The sequence below is a fragment of the Corynebacterium sp. HMSC034E11 genome (assembly GCF_001835905.1).
GTDB classification, from domain to species: Bacteria; Actinomycetota; Actinomycetes; order Mycobacteriales; family Mycobacteriaceae; genus Corynebacterium; species Corynebacterium coyleae.
On record NZ_KV826407.1, the window covers coordinates 51,778 to 67,141 of the forward strand.

The 15,364-nt window shown below is 62.6% G+C and carries 16 protein-coding genes and 1 tRNA gene; 9 read left to right on the plus strand and 8 right to left on the minus strand.

Going from position 1 to position 15,364, the window contains the following annotated elements; translation table 11 throughout:
• Window positions 1–55: 55 nt before the first annotated feature.
• The 4 genes from HMPREF2690_RS07770 to rlmB are packed head-to-tail and all read left to right on the plus strand — an operon-like array spanning window position 56 to window position 4,313.
• A complete protein-coding gene (locus HMPREF2690_RS07770) occupies window positions 56–1,531 on the plus strand; it encodes an HNH endonuclease signature motif containing protein (RefSeq protein ID WP_070820589.1) in 1,476 nt (491 codons plus the stop codon).
• Window positions 1,528–2,013: a 2-C-methyl-D-erythritol 2,4-cyclodiphosphate synthase gene (gene ispF, locus HMPREF2690_RS07775; protein WP_070820590.1), complete on the plus strand. Its 486-nt coding sequence runs from the start codon at window positions 1,528–1,530 to the stop codon at window positions 2,011–2,013. Before HMPREF2690_RS07770 ends, ispF begins: the two co-directional genes overlap by 4 nt.
• Before the next feature lie 5 nt (window positions 2,014–2,018).
• Window positions 2,019–3,377: a cysteine--tRNA ligase gene (gene cysS / locus HMPREF2690_RS07780; protein ID WP_070820591.1), complete on the plus strand. Its 1,359-nt coding sequence runs from the start codon at window positions 2,019–2,021 to the stop codon at window positions 3,375–3,377.
• Between the two features lie 3 nt (window positions 3,378–3,380).
• Window positions 3,381–4,313 (plus strand): 23S rRNA (guanosine(2251)-2'-O)-methyltransferase RlmB, encoded by a 933-nt coding sequence (rlmB, locus tag HMPREF2690_RS07785; protein WP_070422501.1) that lies wholly within the window; start codon window positions 3,381–3,383, stop codon window positions 4,311–4,313.
• Here the strand turns inward: rlmB and HMPREF2690_RS07790 are convergent.
• The 6 genes from HMPREF2690_RS07790 to HMPREF2690_RS07815 are packed head-to-tail and all read right to left on the minus strand — an operon-like array spanning window position 4,276 to window position 9,297.
• Window positions 4,276–5,058, minus strand: coding sequence for a CE1 family esterase (locus HMPREF2690_RS07790; protein ID WP_070820592.1), 783 nt, complete (start codon window positions 5,056–5,058; stop codon window positions 4,276–4,278). The two genes, rlmB and HMPREF2690_RS07790, sit on opposite strands and share 38 nt — an antisense overlap.
• Window positions 5,040–5,747: a trehalose-phosphatase gene (locus tag HMPREF2690_RS07795; RefSeq protein ID WP_070820593.1), complete on the minus strand. Its 708-nt coding sequence runs from the start codon at window positions 5,745–5,747 to the stop codon at window positions 5,040–5,042. Before HMPREF2690_RS07795 ends, HMPREF2690_RS07790 begins: the two co-directional genes overlap by 19 nt.
• Window positions 5,741–6,142 (minus strand): YajG family lipoprotein, encoded by a 402-nt coding sequence (locus tag HMPREF2690_RS07800; protein ID WP_070820594.1) that lies wholly within the window; start codon window positions 6,140–6,142, stop codon window positions 5,741–5,743. Before HMPREF2690_RS07800 ends, HMPREF2690_RS07795 begins: the two co-directional genes overlap by 7 nt.
• Window positions 6,139–7,416, minus strand: coding sequence for an alpha,alpha-trehalose-phosphate synthase (UDP-forming) (locus tag HMPREF2690_RS07805; protein WP_070820595.1), 1,278 nt, complete (start codon window positions 7,414–7,416; stop codon window positions 6,139–6,141). The genes HMPREF2690_RS07800 and HMPREF2690_RS07805 overlap by 4 nt, the downstream gene beginning before the upstream one ends.
• A complete protein-coding gene (locus HMPREF2690_RS07810; protein WP_070422506.1) occupies window positions 7,416–7,790 on the minus strand; it encodes a hypothetical protein in 375 nt (124 codons plus the stop codon). Before HMPREF2690_RS07810 ends, HMPREF2690_RS07805 begins: the two co-directional genes overlap by 1 nt.
• Before the next feature lie 58 nt (window positions 7,791–7,848).
• Complete coding sequence (locus tag HMPREF2690_RS07815; RefSeq protein WP_246819529.1) at window positions 7,849–9,297, minus strand: threonine/serine exporter ThrE; 1,449 nt, start codon at window positions 9,295–9,297, stop codon at window positions 7,849–7,851.
• A 66-nt stretch (window positions 9,298–9,363) separates the two neighbouring features.
• Here HMPREF2690_RS07815 and HMPREF2690_RS07820 point away from each other — a divergent pair.
• The 3 genes from HMPREF2690_RS07820 to HMPREF2690_RS07830 all read left to right on the plus strand — a co-directional run bounded on the left by HMPREF2690_RS07820 (window position 9,364) and on the right by HMPREF2690_RS07830 (window position 11,716).
• Window positions 9,364–9,436: transfer RNA gene (locus HMPREF2690_RS07820), tRNA-Thr, on the plus strand.
• A 165-nt stretch (window positions 9,437–9,601) separates the two neighbouring features.
• Window positions 9,602–10,306, plus strand: a complete 705-nt coding sequence (locus HMPREF2690_RS07825; RefSeq protein WP_070422508.1) for a response regulator transcription factor — start codon at window positions 9,602–9,604, stop codon at window positions 10,304–10,306.
• A 15-nt stretch (window positions 10,307–10,321) separates the two neighbouring features.
• Window positions 10,322–11,716 (plus strand): sensor histidine kinase, encoded by a 1,395-nt coding sequence (locus HMPREF2690_RS07830; RefSeq protein ID WP_070568768.1) that lies wholly within the window; start codon window positions 10,322–10,324, stop codon window positions 11,714–11,716.
• Here the strand turns inward: HMPREF2690_RS07830 and HMPREF2690_RS07835 are convergent.
• Window positions 11,694–12,110: an HIT family protein gene (locus tag HMPREF2690_RS07835; protein ID WP_070422510.1), complete on the minus strand. Its 417-nt coding sequence runs from the start codon at window positions 12,108–12,110 to the stop codon at window positions 11,694–11,696. The genes HMPREF2690_RS07830 and HMPREF2690_RS07835 overlap by 23 nt on opposite strands.
• 31 nt (window positions 12,111–12,141) lie before the next feature.
• On the opposite strand from HMPREF2690_RS07835, the gene purD reads away from it, so the two are divergent.
• Window positions 12,142–13,392: a phosphoribosylamine--glycine ligase gene (purD, locus tag HMPREF2690_RS07840; protein WP_070820597.1), complete on the plus strand. Its 1,251-nt coding sequence runs from the start codon at window positions 12,142–12,144 to the stop codon at window positions 13,390–13,392.
• Window positions 13,389–14,822: an adenylosuccinate lyase gene (gene purB / locus HMPREF2690_RS07845; protein WP_371326021.1), complete on the plus strand. Its 1,434-nt coding sequence runs from the start codon at window positions 13,389–13,391 to the stop codon at window positions 14,820–14,822. Before purD ends, purB begins: the two co-directional genes overlap by 4 nt.
• On the opposite strand, the gene HMPREF2690_RS07850 is transcribed toward purB, so the two are convergent.
• On the minus strand, window positions 14,819–15,346 hold the full coding sequence (locus HMPREF2690_RS07850; RefSeq protein WP_070450230.1) for a hypothetical protein: 528 nt from the start codon (window positions 15,344–15,346) through the stop codon (window positions 14,819–14,821). The genes purB and HMPREF2690_RS07850 overlap by 4 nt on opposite strands.
• Between the last annotated feature and the right edge of the window lie 18 nt (window positions 15,347–15,364).

A 15,364-nucleotide genomic window follows, 5' to 3' on the forward strand; every position in this document is an offset into this window, starting at 1 on the left:
TGCATTGTCGCGGTGGTGGCATGTATGTTCGATTGAAAGATCGAAAGGGGGGACAATGTCTACCGGATACTTCGCCACAGAACGTCAGGGTGACCAGATCAGCGTCGCAGGTCAAGCGATCCGAGACGCGGAATACAGTATCTTTCACGCTTACGCTGAGCCCGGTGCGATTATCGACGACTTCGAACTGGTAGGCCAGCGCATCGCAAGCGCCGCCGGCCGTACCGTGAGCTGGGCCGAAAGCGGAATTCTTGGGTATAGCGTCTTGGCAGACCTGCCGAACCTGCGCCAAATGCAGGCTGATACGCGACGGCTCGATATCACGCGCCTTAGCGCAATCGAGACCGTGCTAAACCGGTTGAACGATCTCGCCACGCCCGAAGTGTTGGCTGAGTTCGACGACTACCTAGTCAAGGTGTTCACGCCGCGTTCTGCCGGGATGGAGTTGCCATCGGCGACGTCGCTAAAGCGCCGCCTGCGTGATCGGATTAAGCAAGTCGATGCGAAGTTGGCACCAAGCCCGAAGAAAACGAAAGCTCGCAAGAAAGCAAAAGATGCGCCATTCGGCACCTGCCAAGGCGTGTTCTATGGCCAAGACGACGGGGACGCCGGTCTGAATATCTCTGGCGACTCGGCAACGATTGGTCTGATGGATATGTATGTCGGTGCCGTCGCGAAGGAACACAAGCTCAGTCGTGACGATGCACTGCAGATGATCCTCACCGGCCAGCAGCACTCGTCGATTCAGTTGGTGCTGCACGTGTTTTCGCCGAAGACCCCAGGCGCCGGCTACTTCGTTCCCGGCTTCGGCTGGTCGGGGGCAGACGGTACGGAAGTCATCGACGCGCTCAAAGAAACCGCCAAGGTGAAGGTCATCGACCTCGACGAGGCTGAACATGCCGAGACCGACGCCTATGTGCCCACCGAAGCAATGAAGGCATTCGTGCAGACCCGCGACGGTACCTGCCGTTGGCCGGGTTGCAACGTTGCCGCGAAGCGCTGCCAGCTCGACCACCGCATTCCCTACGGCAACGGCGGCAAAACGACGCCGTCGAACCTGTTCTGTCTGTGCCAGCGTCACCACAACATCAAGACGGACCGCCGCGCTACCTATGTGGTCGATCACGTCACGGGCGAAGTCGTCTGGCTTTTCGATGACGGCACCTTCCAGGTCAGCGAACCCGACGGCTTGATCGTCGAGTATCTCGCCGAAGGTGAAAACCCGCGGTGGAAGTCCACTCTGGAACAGCGTCGGAAGCGGCGCCGCGACAGTGCGGAGTTCAACGCCCGGTGTCACTCGGCGGTGGAGCAGTACGAAAAGGACTACGACTGGGAAGCCTGCGTGGAAACGATCACCACGCTGGAGGATAAGTTTGGCCGCAAGTTCGAGTATGCGCCGGAGAAGATGCCGGAGATTACGCCGGAACTCCTCGCCTCGCTGAAGAGACACCTGCGCGACCTCGAACTGGAGCGCGAGGGCTTCGAAGAATACGACTCGGCGTCCCCGGAGTGGGTAGTGTTCAGTCCATGACGAATCTGCGAGTTGGTACTGCCTTCGATGCCCATCAGATCCAGGCCGGGAAGGAGTGCTGGATCGCCGGAATTCTGCACGAGGGCCAGGATGGCTGCGAAGGTCATTCAGATGGCGATGTTGTCAGCCACGCGATCGTGGACGCGGTGCTGTCGGCGGCGGGCCTTGGGGATCTCGGCTCGTTCGTCGGGGTCGGCCGCCCTGAGTATGACGGGGTCCGAGGGGTGCAGTTGCTCGAGGAGCTCCGGGTGCTTATCGACGACCACGGCCACACCGTCGTCAATGTTTCCGCCCAAATGATCGGCCAGACCCCAAAGATGGGGCCGGTGCGTGAGGAGGCAGAGCGGGTGTTGTCGCAGGCTTTGGGGGCCCCGGTGTCGGTGTCGGCGACGACGACGGACCACATGGGGTTCACTGGTTCGGGTGAGGGCCGGGCGGCGATTGCCACTGCGTTGGTGGAACTGAACGGCAACGTAGGATAAACGGCGTGAATCAACGTATTTTCGACACCAAGACCCGCACGCTGCGAGACTTCGACCCGGTGAATCCTGGCCACGTTTCGATTTATCTGTGTGGCGCCACTCCGCAGGCGAAGCCGCATATTGGCCACCTGCGTTCGGGTGTTGCGTTCGATATTGTTCGTCGCTGGTTTGCGGCGAAGGGCAACGACGTCGCGTTTGTGCGTAATGTCACGGATATTGATGACAAGATCCTCGCCAAGGCAGACGAGCACAATCGCCCCTGGTGGGAGTGGGTGTCCACGTACGAGCGTGAGTTCACCCGCGCGTACGACACGCTTGGTGTGTTGCCGCCGTCGGTGGAGCCGCGGGCAACTGGGCATGTGACGCAGATGGTCGATTACATGCAGCGCCTGATAGATAACGGCTACGCCTATGCAGTGGACGGTTCGGTGTACTTCGACGTCGACGCTTGGGTGAAGGCGGGTGGCGATTACGGCTCGATTTCCGGCAACAAGGTTGAGGAGATGGAGCAGGGGGAGACGTCGAACGCGGGCAAGCGTGGCGCACGTGATTTCGCGTTGTGGAAGGCGGCGAAGCCGGGCGAGCCGAGTTGGCCGACCCCGTGGGGCGATGGGCGTCCGGGGTGGCACTTGGAGTGCTCGGCGATGTCCACGTGGTACCTGGGTGGCACGTTTGACATCCACGGTGGTGGCCTTGACCTGCAGTTCCCGCACCACGAGAACGAGCAGGCGCAGTCGCATGCGGCGGGCGATGATTTCGCGCAGTACTGGATGCACAACCACTGGGTGACCATGGCTGGCGAGAAGATGTCGAAGAGCCTGGGCAATGTGCTGTCCATCGACAACATGCTGGAGGAGGTGCGCCCGGTGGAGTTGCGTTACTACCTCGGGTCGGCGCATTACCGCAGCGTGTTGGAGTATTCGCCGGAGGCGCTCAAGGAAGCTGCGGCCGGCTTTAGGCGCATTGAGGAGTTTGTGAAGCGCGCTGGTATGCCGGAGCCGTCGACGTGGACTGAGGCATTTGAGCAGGCGCTTAACGACGACTTCGCCGTCCCGAAAGCCCTCGCAGAAATCCACAACCTTGTGCGCGAGGGCAATAAGGCAGTCGATCCGGCCCCGATCGCGGCGCAGGTGCGTGCGATGGCGGCGGTGTTGGGGGTTGATCCGGGAGCGTGGCCGTCGTCGTCAAGCAATGGCAATAGCAAGGCATTAGGCGTGCTGGTGGAAGCTGAACTGGAACGCCGTGCGACCGCGCGTGCGGAGAAGGATTGGGCCACGGCGGATGAGGTGCGCGACCGGTTGGCGCGTGCGGGAATTGAAGTGACCGACACGGCCGAGGGGCCGCAGTGGCAGGTAAAGGAGTAGACGATGGCGAAACCGTATCAGCGTCGTGACGTACAGAAGAAGAACAAAAAGGGTCCGACGAAGGGCTCTGGCGGGCAGCGTCGCCGTGGCCTGAAGGGCAAAGGTGCGACGCCGAAGGCTGAGGATCGCGTCTACCACGCGGCGCATAAGCGCAAGTTGGAGCAGAAGCGCCGCGCGCAGGGCCGGCACGATCGTGAGGTGGCGGATCTGGTGGTGGGCCGCAACCCGGTCATTGAGTGTCTGAAGGCGAAGGTGCCGTCGGAGGCGTTGTTCGTCGCGCAGGGCACTGGCCACGATGACCGTCTGAGCGAGGCCGTTGCGCTGGCGAACAGCAAGAACATTCCGGTGCAGGAGGTGCCGCGCCAGCAGTTGGATGCGATGACCGGCAACGGCCTACACCAGGGCATTGGGTTGAAGATCCAGCCGTACAAGTACGCTGACCTGGATGACCTGCTGGAGTCGGTGGATGGCCCCGGCATGTTTGTGGTGCTGGACAACATTACGGATCCGCGCAATCTTGGTGCGGTGATTCGTTCGACTGCGGCGTTTGGCGGTAACGGCGTGATCATCCCGGAACGGCGTTCGGCGCAGGTCACGGGTGTGGCGTGGCGGACGTCGGCGGGTACGGCGGCGCAGTTGCCGGTGGCGCGCGTGACCAACGTGACTCGCACGGTGAAGAAGTTCCAGGACAACGGCTACACGGTCGTCGGCCTGGATGCGGGCGGCGAGCACACCCTGGACACGTTTGACCAGGCCACGGGCCCGGTAGTGATCGTGGTTGGCTCCGAAGGCAAGGGCATTTCACGCCTGGTGCGCGAGAACTGCGACGTGATCATGTCGGTGCCGATGACGGATTGGGTGGAGTCCCTCAACGCGTCGGTGGCGGCGGGCGTGGTGCTTAGCGAGTTCGCTCGTCAAAGAAGAATCGCTGAATAACCTCACCGCCGGTGATGTCGTCGGTGCCGGGGCCGAGCCGCGCGTCGAGCGTTTTGGCTACCGGCACCATGTGGCCGAAGCCGTCGATGGTGATGAGGCGGACGGGGGCGGGGCCGTGCCAGTCGTCGATACGCAGGGCACCGCTTGTCGACGACCCCCGCCACTCACACGAGTTGAGTTCCGCAAAGAACTGCGCAGAGTTGATTGCGGAACGGGTCTGGCCACGGTTGTTGCCGCCGATCCCGGCTTCGCCGCCGTTGTAGGGGACGAGCGGGTCGGCGGTGCCTTGGACGGAAACGAGCGGGGTGGGCTGATAATCGGAAGTGCCAACACACGTGTTGGATTCGACGGGCATGGAGGCGCCGAAGGTGGCGGCGCCGTCGAGGAGGCCGGGGGCGTCGAAAAGGAGGCGCATGACCATTTGGCCGCCGTTGGAAAAGCCGATGCCGATCACGCGACGCGGGGCGTGGTGTGCGATGACCTTCCGTAGGAATCCGACGTCGTCGATGTTCAGGCGGCGTGCGGTTTCGTTGAAACCGGTGCGCAGGTCGTTGAAGTGGTGTTCCACACCGTCCGGGTAGGCCACGGTCGCGCCGAGGGTTTCAAAGGTGCGGTCGGTGAAGTTGCGCATCACGTTGCCGGATTGGCGCGAGCCGTGCAGCACCAGCAGGAGCGTGTCGGGGTCGCCTTCGACGGCGGTCCAGGTGCGGGTGCGTCCCTGGTGCTCTAGCGAGAGGCGTTCCATGCTTCCCTTTCGTCGGCGAGTTCTGTGAGCAGTGCAGCCATGGCGTCAACATCTGCGACGCGGCGCGAGGCCAGCGAGGGTTTGTCGCCGACCTTTACCGCCAGGTCGGTGGGGCCGAGGGCGGCGATGGCGGTTTCGTCGGTGTCGTCGTCACCCGCGAACACGGTGGCCGCGAAGTCGCGCTTGTATTCGGCGAGCCAGGTGCCCTTCGTGATATCCACGGCCGAAAACTCCACCACATTGTGTCCCAGTGTGATCTTGCGGGCGGGCAGGGCAGCGGCGGCATCGAGCATGTCCTGGGCCGCTTGCTTATCCGTTACCGGCGCCACGTGCAACACCCTCTGATACGGCTTCACCTCCACATATGCAGGGGGAATCGCAATGTCGCGCAGTTGGCGTTCGATGTCGACGAGGTGGGCGCGGGCGTCGTCGTCAAGCGTGGGCCCGGGCTCGGCACCGTGGGAGCCGACGAGGGTGACATTGAGGCCGGAAGGAAGGACCTGACGCAGGCCGTCGAGGTGACGTCCGGACAGGATGGCTACCTCGGTGCCGGGGATTGCAGCTAGGCGACGGATCGCGTCTTCGGCCGCGGGGTGCATTGTGACCGCGTATGGGTCGGGGTTGAGTTCAGCAAGCGTACCGTCGAAGTCGAGGCACACCAACAACGTTTCGGCCTGAGCAATCACCATGTGCGCAGTTTAACGGCCGGGGCATCCACGGCGTCACTGAGCAGGGTGAGTACAAGGTCGGTATCGGTTGGACGGGAGACGGTGAACTCGGTGTCGTCGTGAAGCAGGGGCGCCAACTGGTCGTGCATGTGGCGGGCCCAGCCGGAGCAGTCGCCCGGGTCGCCGACGGTGACGTCGCGTAAACGGACAGTGTCGTCGCCCTCAAACTCGCCGGAAACCTCAGCGCAGCCGGTGGTGCCGGAAAACGACGAACCCGAAAAGGTGACGGATGCGCCGCCGGTATTGCGCGCGACGGGCGCCTCTGGGTCGGTGTATACGCCAACGACGTGCCACTGCTGCGGGCTCGAACACGCCGCGAGCAGCATCACCGGGGCGAGCAGCAGCGCGCGCTTCACAACGCCTCCAAGAAGTCCTGCGCCCAGCGGGTCACGTCGTGTTCCATGACCCAGTCGTGCATCGCCCGCATGCGTGCCGGATCAGGATTGGTTGCGGCCACAATCGCGGCCTTGATGGACCCCAGGTCGAACGGGTTGCACAGGTAGGCCTGGTTGAGCTCCACCGCAGCACCCGCGAACTCGGAGAGCACCAGCGCACCGTCGCCGTTTGGGTGTGCGGCGACGTATTCCTTGGCCACGAGGTTCATGCCGTCCTTAAACGGTGTGACCAGCATGATGTCGGCCGCTGCATAAAAGGTACCCAGCTTGTCCTTGGACACCCCGCGGTGGATGTAGTGCACGACCGGGCGGCCGACCTGGCCGAAGCGGCCGTTGATACGCCCGATCGCCTGCTCAACTTCCGTACGGGTCTTGCGGTAGTGCTCGATGCGTTCACGCGACGGCGTAGCCAACTGCACCACGGCAATATCGTCGAGTTCGCCTTCCTCCAGCAGTTCCTCGACCGCCAGCAGTCGCTGCAGGATGCCCTTGGTGTAATCCATCCGATCCACGCCCAGCAGCACGTGCTTCGGGTTGCCGAGCGAATTGCGCAGTGTGCGTATCGACGACTCCGTCGCCGCCTGCACCTCATCCGCATCAATAGAAATTGGGAAGGTACCCGTACGAATATCGGTGGTGAGCAGGCGGAAGTTCTCTTCGTCGGTGGTGCGCTGAAAACCGATCAGGTCGCAGCCGGACAGGCCGGAGAGGATCTCGTCGCGCCACGGCAACTGCTGGAACAGCGCTGGTGCCGGGAACGGGATGTGCAGGAAAAAGCCGATGGTTAAGTCGGGGCGTAGTTCGCGCAGCATCCCCGGTACGAGCTGAAGCTGGTAGTCCTGCACCCACACCGTGGCGTTTTTGCCAGCGGCTTTGGCGGTCGCCCGCGCAAACTTTTCGTTGACGGCGACGTAGCGCTCCCACCACTCCTGCCTGTACTCGGGGGTGACGATGAGGTCGTGGTACAGCGGCCACAATGTGGAGTTGGAAAAGCCCTCGTAGAAGCCCTCGAAGTCGTCCTGGTCCAAGCACACGGGGACCAGCGAGATGCCGTTGAACTCAAACGGTTCGAGTTCTGCGCTGGTATCGCCAGGCCATCCCACCCAGCAGCCCCCACGGGAGCGCAGTACCGGTGCGAGGGCTGCGACTAAACCGCCAGGGGAGACCTCGTAATGGTCGCCCACCTTGTCTACAGGCAGGCGGTTGGCCACGACGAGGAACTCGTTGCTACCCATTAGGCCTTCTTGGCGGTCTTCTTCGTCGACTTTTTAGCAGTCTTCTTGGCAGCCTTCTTCACTGCCTTCTTGGTGGACTTTTTCTTCGTCGCCTTCTTCTTGGTGGCCTTCTTCTTGGACGCCTTCTTCTTCGTGGCCTTCTTCTTGGTGGCCTTCTTCGGCGCTTCCTCTTCCGCTGCTTGCTCCAGGTCCTCGACGTAGCGCTTGTACACGAAGCCCTGCGGGGTGACACCCAGCATGGACATGAGCGTTACGCCGTCCAGGAAGTCCTCAGCGTAAGTGGCCACGATCCGACGGGCGCCCGACGCAGTTTGCTCCTCAACGGCATGCGTTTGTTCGGCGGTGGGGCGCGAATCGGTGATCTTAGGTGGCACTTGGGGGTTCCTCCTTGCAAGAACGACAGCTAAAGCCCCATCATTCTACGCCACCTGCTTAACGACGGCGCCGTACCCGACGAATCTGCTGGAAAGTCAGCCGGCCAGCGCGCCTAAACGCCTCGTACGGCACGTAGAGCTGTGGGGCACGGATGCGGCGGGCCAGCCACTCGCCGAACACCACACCGCCGGCTAGGGCGAGGCAGGTGCCGATCGCGGTCAGTAGGTTCATCATGCCGAGCAGGAGCTGCTCGTTCATCAGTGCGTACATGCCGCGGTAGATCCACGAACCGGGCAGGAACGGGGTCACGCCGGCGACAGCAGTGATCACCGGGTTGATCAGGAAGCGACGGGAAATGAGACCGCCGGCCAAGCCGACGGCGACCGCACACGCCGCGATAGCCAACAGTCGGCCAGCGCCGAGCGGAGTGAGCACGATGTAGAAGATGAATGAACCTGTCGCTGCGGTGACGAAGGACAGCAGCACAGCGGCTCGTTCCGCAAAGCAACACACCGCGAACGAGGCTGCCGCCATCGCACCACCGAAGGTGGTCAGCCACACGTTGTTGTACGCCGCATCAGCTGGGAGCACCTCGACTGGTGGCAGTGGCATCCCGACCAGCTCGGAAACCTGCACGCCAGCGGCGACGCCTGCGACGATGCCGCCGGTGCCCAACATGGCTTGGAAGAAGCGGGCGGAGGCGTTGACCATGGAGCCGGTGACGCCGTCGAGAAGCGATTGCACCAGCGTCAAACCTGCAAGCAGGACGATGATGCCTGTTGCGATCAGCTGACTGGGGTTGATCGTGTGCCCGATCGAGGCGGAAAAGTCATAGGCGATTGCAGCGGGCAGCGTGGCGACGAACCCACCAATCACATTGTGAAAAAACCCGGGCAACCCGCCACGGGAGAGCAACTTGGAAAAGCCCATGATGAGAAACGCGGTCAGGCCGCCGAAGAACATGAGCAGCAAATCGCCGCCGAGCAACATGGCCACGAAGAAACCCATCACAGCCCAACCGGCCAAGTTGCGGGTGTTGCGGTAGGGGATGGGGGCGTTGTCGATCTCGTCGAGAATCTTCTCCGCCATCTCAGGAGGCGTCGCACCTGAGCGGATCGAGCGGATCAGGCGGTCCACTTCCTGCAGTTTGTGGTAGTTCTCGCTGATCATGGTGACCACGCGGAACACGGTGACCGGGGTGCGATGGTCCACGCCGATGATGGTGTTCAACGTAATCGTGTTCACCGTGATGGATACGTGCACATAGTGCAGGCCGTACGACGAACACACGGTGTGGATCTGCTTGATCGCGTCCGCAGATGTTGTTGCGTTAGCGATGAGGATTTCCCCGATGCGGGCGGCGATGTTCATCACCGCGGCGACCTCGGTCGGGTCGGTCAGGTTGATTGGGGCGAGGACGGATGGGGGAGGAGAGGTGCGGGCAGCGTCGATCGTCGCTAAGCGTTGGCGCGAACCTCTGAGCTTTCCCCACAATCTCTTTTCCACACAGGCCACACTATCGGCTTGGCGGTTTTCGCGCGACCACGGGCTATGTGTAAGATCTAGCGCGTTGCTGGAGTGGCGCAATCGGTAGCGCAACGCACTTGTAATGCGTAGGTTGCGAGTTCAAGTCTCGTCTCCAGCTCGTGGGTCCCCTCGTCGATACGTATCGGCGAGGGGGCACTTTCTTTGGCGAACAAAGATCGACTTGCTCAACCTTGGGCAGCAAGTACACAGGCGACGTACAGCGTTGTGTTGTTTAATCGTGGCAAGTGCATGATTGCCGCAAAAATTAAGGAGAACACAAACCATGGCTGACTCGCAGAACCTCAAGGTGCTGGTTGTTGATGACGAGCCGAACATCGTCGAACTGTTGACGGTGTCTCTGAAGTTCCAGGGTTTTGATGTGGAGACCGCCAACTCTGGTGCGGAAGCCCTCGAGCTGGCGCGCACCTCCCGCCCGGATGCGTACATCCTGGACGTGATGATGCCGGAGATGGACGGCTTTGAGCTGCTCAGCAAGCTACGAGCAGAAGGACTTGACAGTCCGGTGCTGTTCCTGACAGCAAAGGATGCCGTGGAGGACCGTATCCACGGCCTGACCATTGGCGCGGATGATTACGTGACCAAGCCGTTCTCGCTCGAAGAGGTGATCACGCGCCTGCGTGTGATTCTGCGGCGCGGCAACGTGGTGGACGATTCGAACCAGGATTCCACCCTGCGTTATGCGGACTTGACGCTTAACGACGACACCCACGAGGTCACCAAAGCCGGCGAGATCGTCGAGCTCTCCCCGACGGAGTTCAACCTGCTGCGCTACCTCATGCTCAACGCTGAGGTGGTCGTGTCCAAGGCGAAGATCCTGGACAACGTGTGGCACTACGACTTCGGCGGCGACGGCAACGTGGTCGAGTCCTACATTTCCTACCTGCGCCGCAAGGTAGACACGGGCGATGTGCCGCTGATCCACACGGTCCGTGGTGTCGGTTACGTGCTGCGCACCCCACGCCAGTAGGCCTTTCGCAACGTTATGGCGTATTCCTTATTTACGGGGCCGACAAAGAAGCCACTGAAGCGGCAACTTGTCACCACCGTGATGGTCATCTCCGTGATCGGTACGACACTGAGTTCCGTGCTGATCTACTTCCTCATGCGCAACCTGCTGCTGGACCGTGCAGACGACCAGCTGCGGGAAGGCTTGGATACGTGGGCGCACCAGGGGCCGGTGTGGCAGTTCAACCCTTGGAACCTGCCGAGTGAGTTCACCCAATCCAGGCTGTACCCGGACCGGGGCGTGATGGTGTCGCGCCCGGGGGAGGTCAACTCGCCAGATTGGAGCCAGATCAAAACGACTGACTTCGGACAGTTGGTCACGATCACTTCTGATCTCAGCGACCCAAATACGACGACTGTGAAGCGCTGGCGTGCCATTGCCACGGAGCAGTCCGACGGCTCCGTCCAGTATGTGGCGAAGTCGCTGGAGTCGGAGTACCGGATGTTGCGCTCCCTGGCACAGATTGAGGCGCTGGTTGGGGCGCTGGTGCTCGTCGGCATTGGCATTGCAAGTAACTACTTTGTGGCACGTGCGTTGGCTCCGTTAAAGATTGTGGAAAACACCGCTCTGGCGATCGCCGGAGGCGATACCGACAGGCGAGTGCCAGCTTGGCCACGTGAGACAGAAGTGGGCAGTCTGTCATTTGCCATGAACACCATGGTGAGCCGCTTGCAAGAATCGCTGGAAAATGCGAAAGCGCAGGAAGAGCAGATGCGCCGCTTCGTTGGCGATGCTTCACACGAACTGCGTACACCGCTCACCAGCGTGCGCGGATACACCGAGCTGTACCGCAAGGGCATGGTGGATGACCCGCAAATGGTGCTGAGCAAGATCGATGAAGAGTCCGCGCGTATGCAGCTGCTCGTCGAGGACCTGCTGGCGCTAACCCGTGCGGAGGGTTCCCGCCTGGAGAAGCAGGAGGTGGATGTGCTCGAGCTTGCGCTTTCGGTGAAGGACTCGATGCACGCCGCCTACCCAGAGCGGGTGGTGGACGTGGTCAAGGACACCCCAGACGTCCCTGTCGTGGTGGGGGATCCCGGCCGGCTGCGCCAGGTAGTGGTCAACTTGGTCACTAACGCCTTTAAGCACGCGGGTCCGGATGCAGAGGTGACCATCACGATCCGGCACAACCTGGACCGTGTGGTCCTCGACATTGCGGATAATGGCTGCGGCATGGAACAGAAGGACGCCGAGCATATTTTCGAGCGCTTCTACCGCGCGGATGCGTCGCGCAACCGCAGCTCGGGCGGTGGCTCGGGTCTGGGGCTGGCGATTACCAAATCGCTGATCGAGGCCCACGGCGGCACCGTGGTTGTCGATACGGCGCCGGGCGAGGGCTCGACGTTTACTATTTCGCTTCCAGCTGCTTAATGCCTTCGCGGATGGTGTCGGCGGCGGCGTCCATCTTGGCGGCGTCGGTTTCGTCGGCACGCATTGCGCTGGCCAGCGAGTAGCCGGACATGTCGTTGGCGGGGAAGACGTGGATGTGGGCGTGGGGGACCTCGAATCCTGCGATGAGGTAGCCCGCGCGCTGCGCATCAAACTTATCGACGATCACCCGTCCGACCTTCTGCGCCACCTCATTCATGTGCGCCCACAGGTCCGCCGGGATGTCGGTCCACTTGTCAATCTCTTCGATGGGAACGACCAGCGTGTGGCCGTACGCGACCGGTTCGATGGTGAGGAATGCGGCGACCTTGTCGTCCTGGTACACAATTCGGCCCGGGATGTCGCCTGCAATAATTTTGCTGAATACAGTGCTCATAGTCTCCGACGCTACCGGTAAGTTGGATCGCATGCGCATCCTTGTCATCGGTTCGGGCGGCCGGGAACACGCCCTTCTCCATGCAATGCACGGCAATGAGCTCACTGTCGCGCCGGGTAACGCGGGTATGTCCCGCCTGGCCACGGTGCGTCCGCTCGACGTGTCGTCCCCAGTAGATATTGTGTCGCTCGCCCGTGAGATCGACGCGGAACTCGTGGTCATCGGACCTGAGGTGCCGTTGGTTGCGGGTGCAGCCGACGCGTTGATCGACGCCGGCTTCCCCGTCTTCGGACCAACGAAGGCGGCCGCGCAGCTTGAGGGCTCGAAGGCGTTTGCCAAGGAGGTCATGGCGGCGGCTGGTGTGAAGACGGCGACGGCGACCCGCGTGGAATCGGCAGATGGTATCGAGTCCGTGTTAGACGAGTACGGGCCGCGCTACGTGGTCAAGGACGACGGCCTTGCCGGCGGCAAGGGTGTTGTGGTCACCGAGGACCGCGCCGAAGCCAAGGCGCACGCGGAGGCTGTCATCGCAGCTGGCAACCCGGTGTTGTTCGAGTCCTTCCTTGAAGGCCCGGAGGTGTCGCTGTTCTGCCTCGTCGACGGCGAAACGGTCGTGCCGCTGCTGCCCGCTCAGGACCACAAGCGCGCCTACGACAATGACGAAGGCCCGAACACCGGTGGCATGGGTGCGTACGCGCCGCTGCCGTGGTTGCCGGAGAATGGGGTGCAGGTGCTTGTCGACGACATCGCCCGCCCCGTGGCCACCGAAATGGTCAACCGTGGCATTCCGTACCAGGGCCTGCTCTACATCGGTGCCGCGTGGGGGCCGGAAGGCCCGGCGGTGGTGGAGTTCAACGCCCGCTTCGGCGACCCAGAAACCCAGGCCGTGCTGTCGCTGCTCGAGACCCCGCTGGCCGACGTGCTGCTGGCCGTCGCCGAGGGCCGGTTGGATGAGATCGAGCCGCTGCAGTGGCGTGACGGGTTCGCTGCCATGGTCGTGCTGGCTGCCGAGGGCTACCCGCAGTCCGCAAAGACCGGTGGTGTGATCACCGGCGACGCACTCGATGACCCGACGAAGGTCCTCCACGCAGGCACCAAGGAAGGGGACGGCAATTATGTGGCGTCTGGTGGCCGTGTGCTTGGCGTCGTCGGCAATGGCGCAACGCTCAAGGAGGCCGTGGACAACGCGTACCGCATCATTGAGGGCATCGAACTGCCCGGATCCTTCTACCGCAAAGACATCGCCCGCCCCGCCATCGAAGGCGCTATTTCCCTAGGATAAATGCCGTGAAACCGAGTAATTCCAATGTTCTGAGCAACCGTTACGCCTCCCCGGAGATGGCCACCCTGTGGGCTCCGGAGCACAAGATCATCCTTGAGCGCCAACTGTGGATCGCAGTGCTCAAGGCCCAAAAGGAACTCGGTGTCGAGGTCGCCGAGGGCGCTATCGAGGACTACGAGAAGGTCATCGACAAGGTCGACCTGGACTCGATCGCGCAGCGCGAGAAGGTCACTCGCCACGACGTGAAGGCACGCATTGAGGAGTTCAATGCGCTGGCGGGCCACGAGGAGATCCACAAGGGGATGACCTCGCGCGACCTGACCGAAAATGTGGAGCAGCTCCAGGTGCGCAAGGCGCTGGAACTGACCCGCGACAAGGCAGTCGCGCTGCTCAAGGCGGTGGGCAACCGCGCTGGCGAGTACAAGTCCCTGGTCATGGCTGGACGCTCCCACAATGTTGCGGCGCAGGCCACCACGCTGGGCAAGCGTTTCGCCTCTGCTGCCGATGAGATCCTGGTGGCCATCGAACGGATTGAGGAACTGCTGGATCGGCTCCCACTTCGCGGCATCAAGGGCCCGATGGGTACCGCGCAGGACATGTTGGATCTCATGGGTGGCGACGAGGCCAAGCTGGCGCAGCTCGAGCAGGGCATCGCAGAAGGTCTCGGCTTCGACCGCGTCTTTGACTCGGTGGGACAGGTGTACCCGCGCTCGCTCGACTTCGACGTGGTGTCCTCGCTGGTGCAGTTGGGTGCAGGCCCGTCGTCGCTGGCCACCACGATCCGCCTCATGGCTGGCAACGAGACGGTCACGGAGGGCTTCAAGGAAGGCCAGGTTGGTTCCTCGGCGATGCCGCACAAGATGAACGCACGCTCCTGTGAGCGCGTCGGCGGCTTCCAGGTCATCCTGCGTGGCTACCTCACCATGGTTGGCGACCTTGCTGGCCAGCAGTGGAACGAGGGCGACGTGTTCTGCTCCGTGGTGCGTCGCGTGGCGCTGCCGGATGCGTTCTTCGCCATTGACGGCCAGCTGGAAACCATGCTGACCGTGCTCGACGAGTTCGGCGCGTTCCCGGCCATGATCAACCGCGAGCTGGACCGCTACCTGCCGTTCCTTGCCACCACCCGCATCCTCATGGCGTCGGTGCGCGCCGGCGTCGGCCGTGAGACCGCACACGAGGTGATCAAGGAAAACGCCGTCGCTATGGCGCTGGACATGCGCGAGCGCGGCGCGGAGCAGAACCTTGTGGAGCGTTTGGCTAACGACGAGCGCCTTCCGTTGGACAAGGCAGCACTGGACAAGGCGCTCGAGGACCGCCACGCGTTCATCGGCGCTGCCGAGGCGCAGGTGGATCGTGTGCTTGCACGCGTGCAAGAGGTTGTGGATGCGCACCCGGAGGCTGCGAACTACACCCCGGGCGAGATCCTCTAGGGGGAAGTAAAGGTCACAGTGGCGTCGCGGGTGCTGACCTCGACGCCGGTGCCTACTACACCCCGGTCTGCGGTGCCGGACCAGGAGGCGACGAAGCCGTGCTGGGGCCCGGTGAGGTCCGGGGTGTAGCCGGTGAGGGTGCTTTCGCCGCAGTATTCGGGGTTGGCGGTGTTGGCGGTGAGGGTGTCGTCGATAGGCGTGAGCTTCGGCAGCGTGACGGTGACGTCCACGGGGAACTCACCCACCGCAACCGGGGTGAACGTGACGGGGAAACACACGAGCATGTTTGCCTGCTCGGCGCTGCGTGGAGCGCGCCGCGTTTTGGGGGCACCGACGGTGACGTCCCACTGCACGGGGACGTGGAAGCTCACATCCTCGGTGACCACGCGGGCGGTGTCGCCGAAGGACAATGTGGTGCCGTCGCGGGTTGGTTCAAACGCTGGCATGTTGCCAGCGAACTCCGAAGGGGTGCCGCACGCAGCCAAAACGAGGGGGAGTAGGACTGCAGTCGCGCGTTTGATCACGGGGAATATACTAACGCG

What these genes read in the sequence shown, in the direction of transcription:
- HMPREF2690_RS07770 (WP_070820589.1), top strand. Translation starts at nt 56, where the DNA reads ATGTCTACCGGATACTTCGCCACAGAACGTCAGGGTGACCAGATCAGC.
- ispF (WP_070820590.1), top strand. Translation starts at nt 1,528, where the DNA reads ATGACGAATCTGCGAGTTGGTACTGCCTTCGATGCCCATCAGATCCAG.
- rlmB (WP_070422501.1), top strand. Translation starts at nt 3,381, where the DNA reads ATGGCGAAACCGTATCAGCGTCGTGACGTACAGAAGAAGAACAAAAAG.
- HMPREF2690_RS07790 (WP_070820592.1), bottom strand. Translation starts at nt 5,058, where the DNA reads ATGGAACGCCTCTCGCTAGAGCACCAGGGACGCACCCGCACCTGGACC.
- HMPREF2690_RS07795 (WP_070820593.1), bottom strand. Translation starts at nt 5,747, where the DNA reads ATGGTGATTGCTCAGGCCGAAACGTTGTTGGTGTGCCTCGACTTCGAC.
- HMPREF2690_RS07805 (WP_070820595.1), bottom strand. Translation starts at nt 7,416, where the DNA reads ATGGGTAGCAACGAGTTCCTCGTCGTGGCCAACCGCCTGCCTGTAGAC.
- HMPREF2690_RS07825 (WP_070422508.1), top strand. Translation starts at nt 9,602, where the DNA reads ATGGCTGACTCGCAGAACCTCAAGGTGCTGGTTGTTGATGACGAGCCG.
- HMPREF2690_RS07830 (WP_070568768.1), top strand. Translation starts at nt 10,322, where the DNA reads ATGGCGTATTCCTTATTTACGGGGCCGACAAAGAAGCCACTGAAGCGG.
- HMPREF2690_RS07835 (WP_070422510.1), bottom strand. Translation starts at nt 12,110, where the DNA reads ATGAGCACTGTATTCAGCAAAATTATTGCAGGCGACATCCCGGGCCGA.
- purD (WP_070820597.1), top strand. Translation starts at nt 12,142, where the DNA reads ATGCGCATCCTTGTCATCGGTTCGGGCGGCCGGGAACACGCCCTTCTC.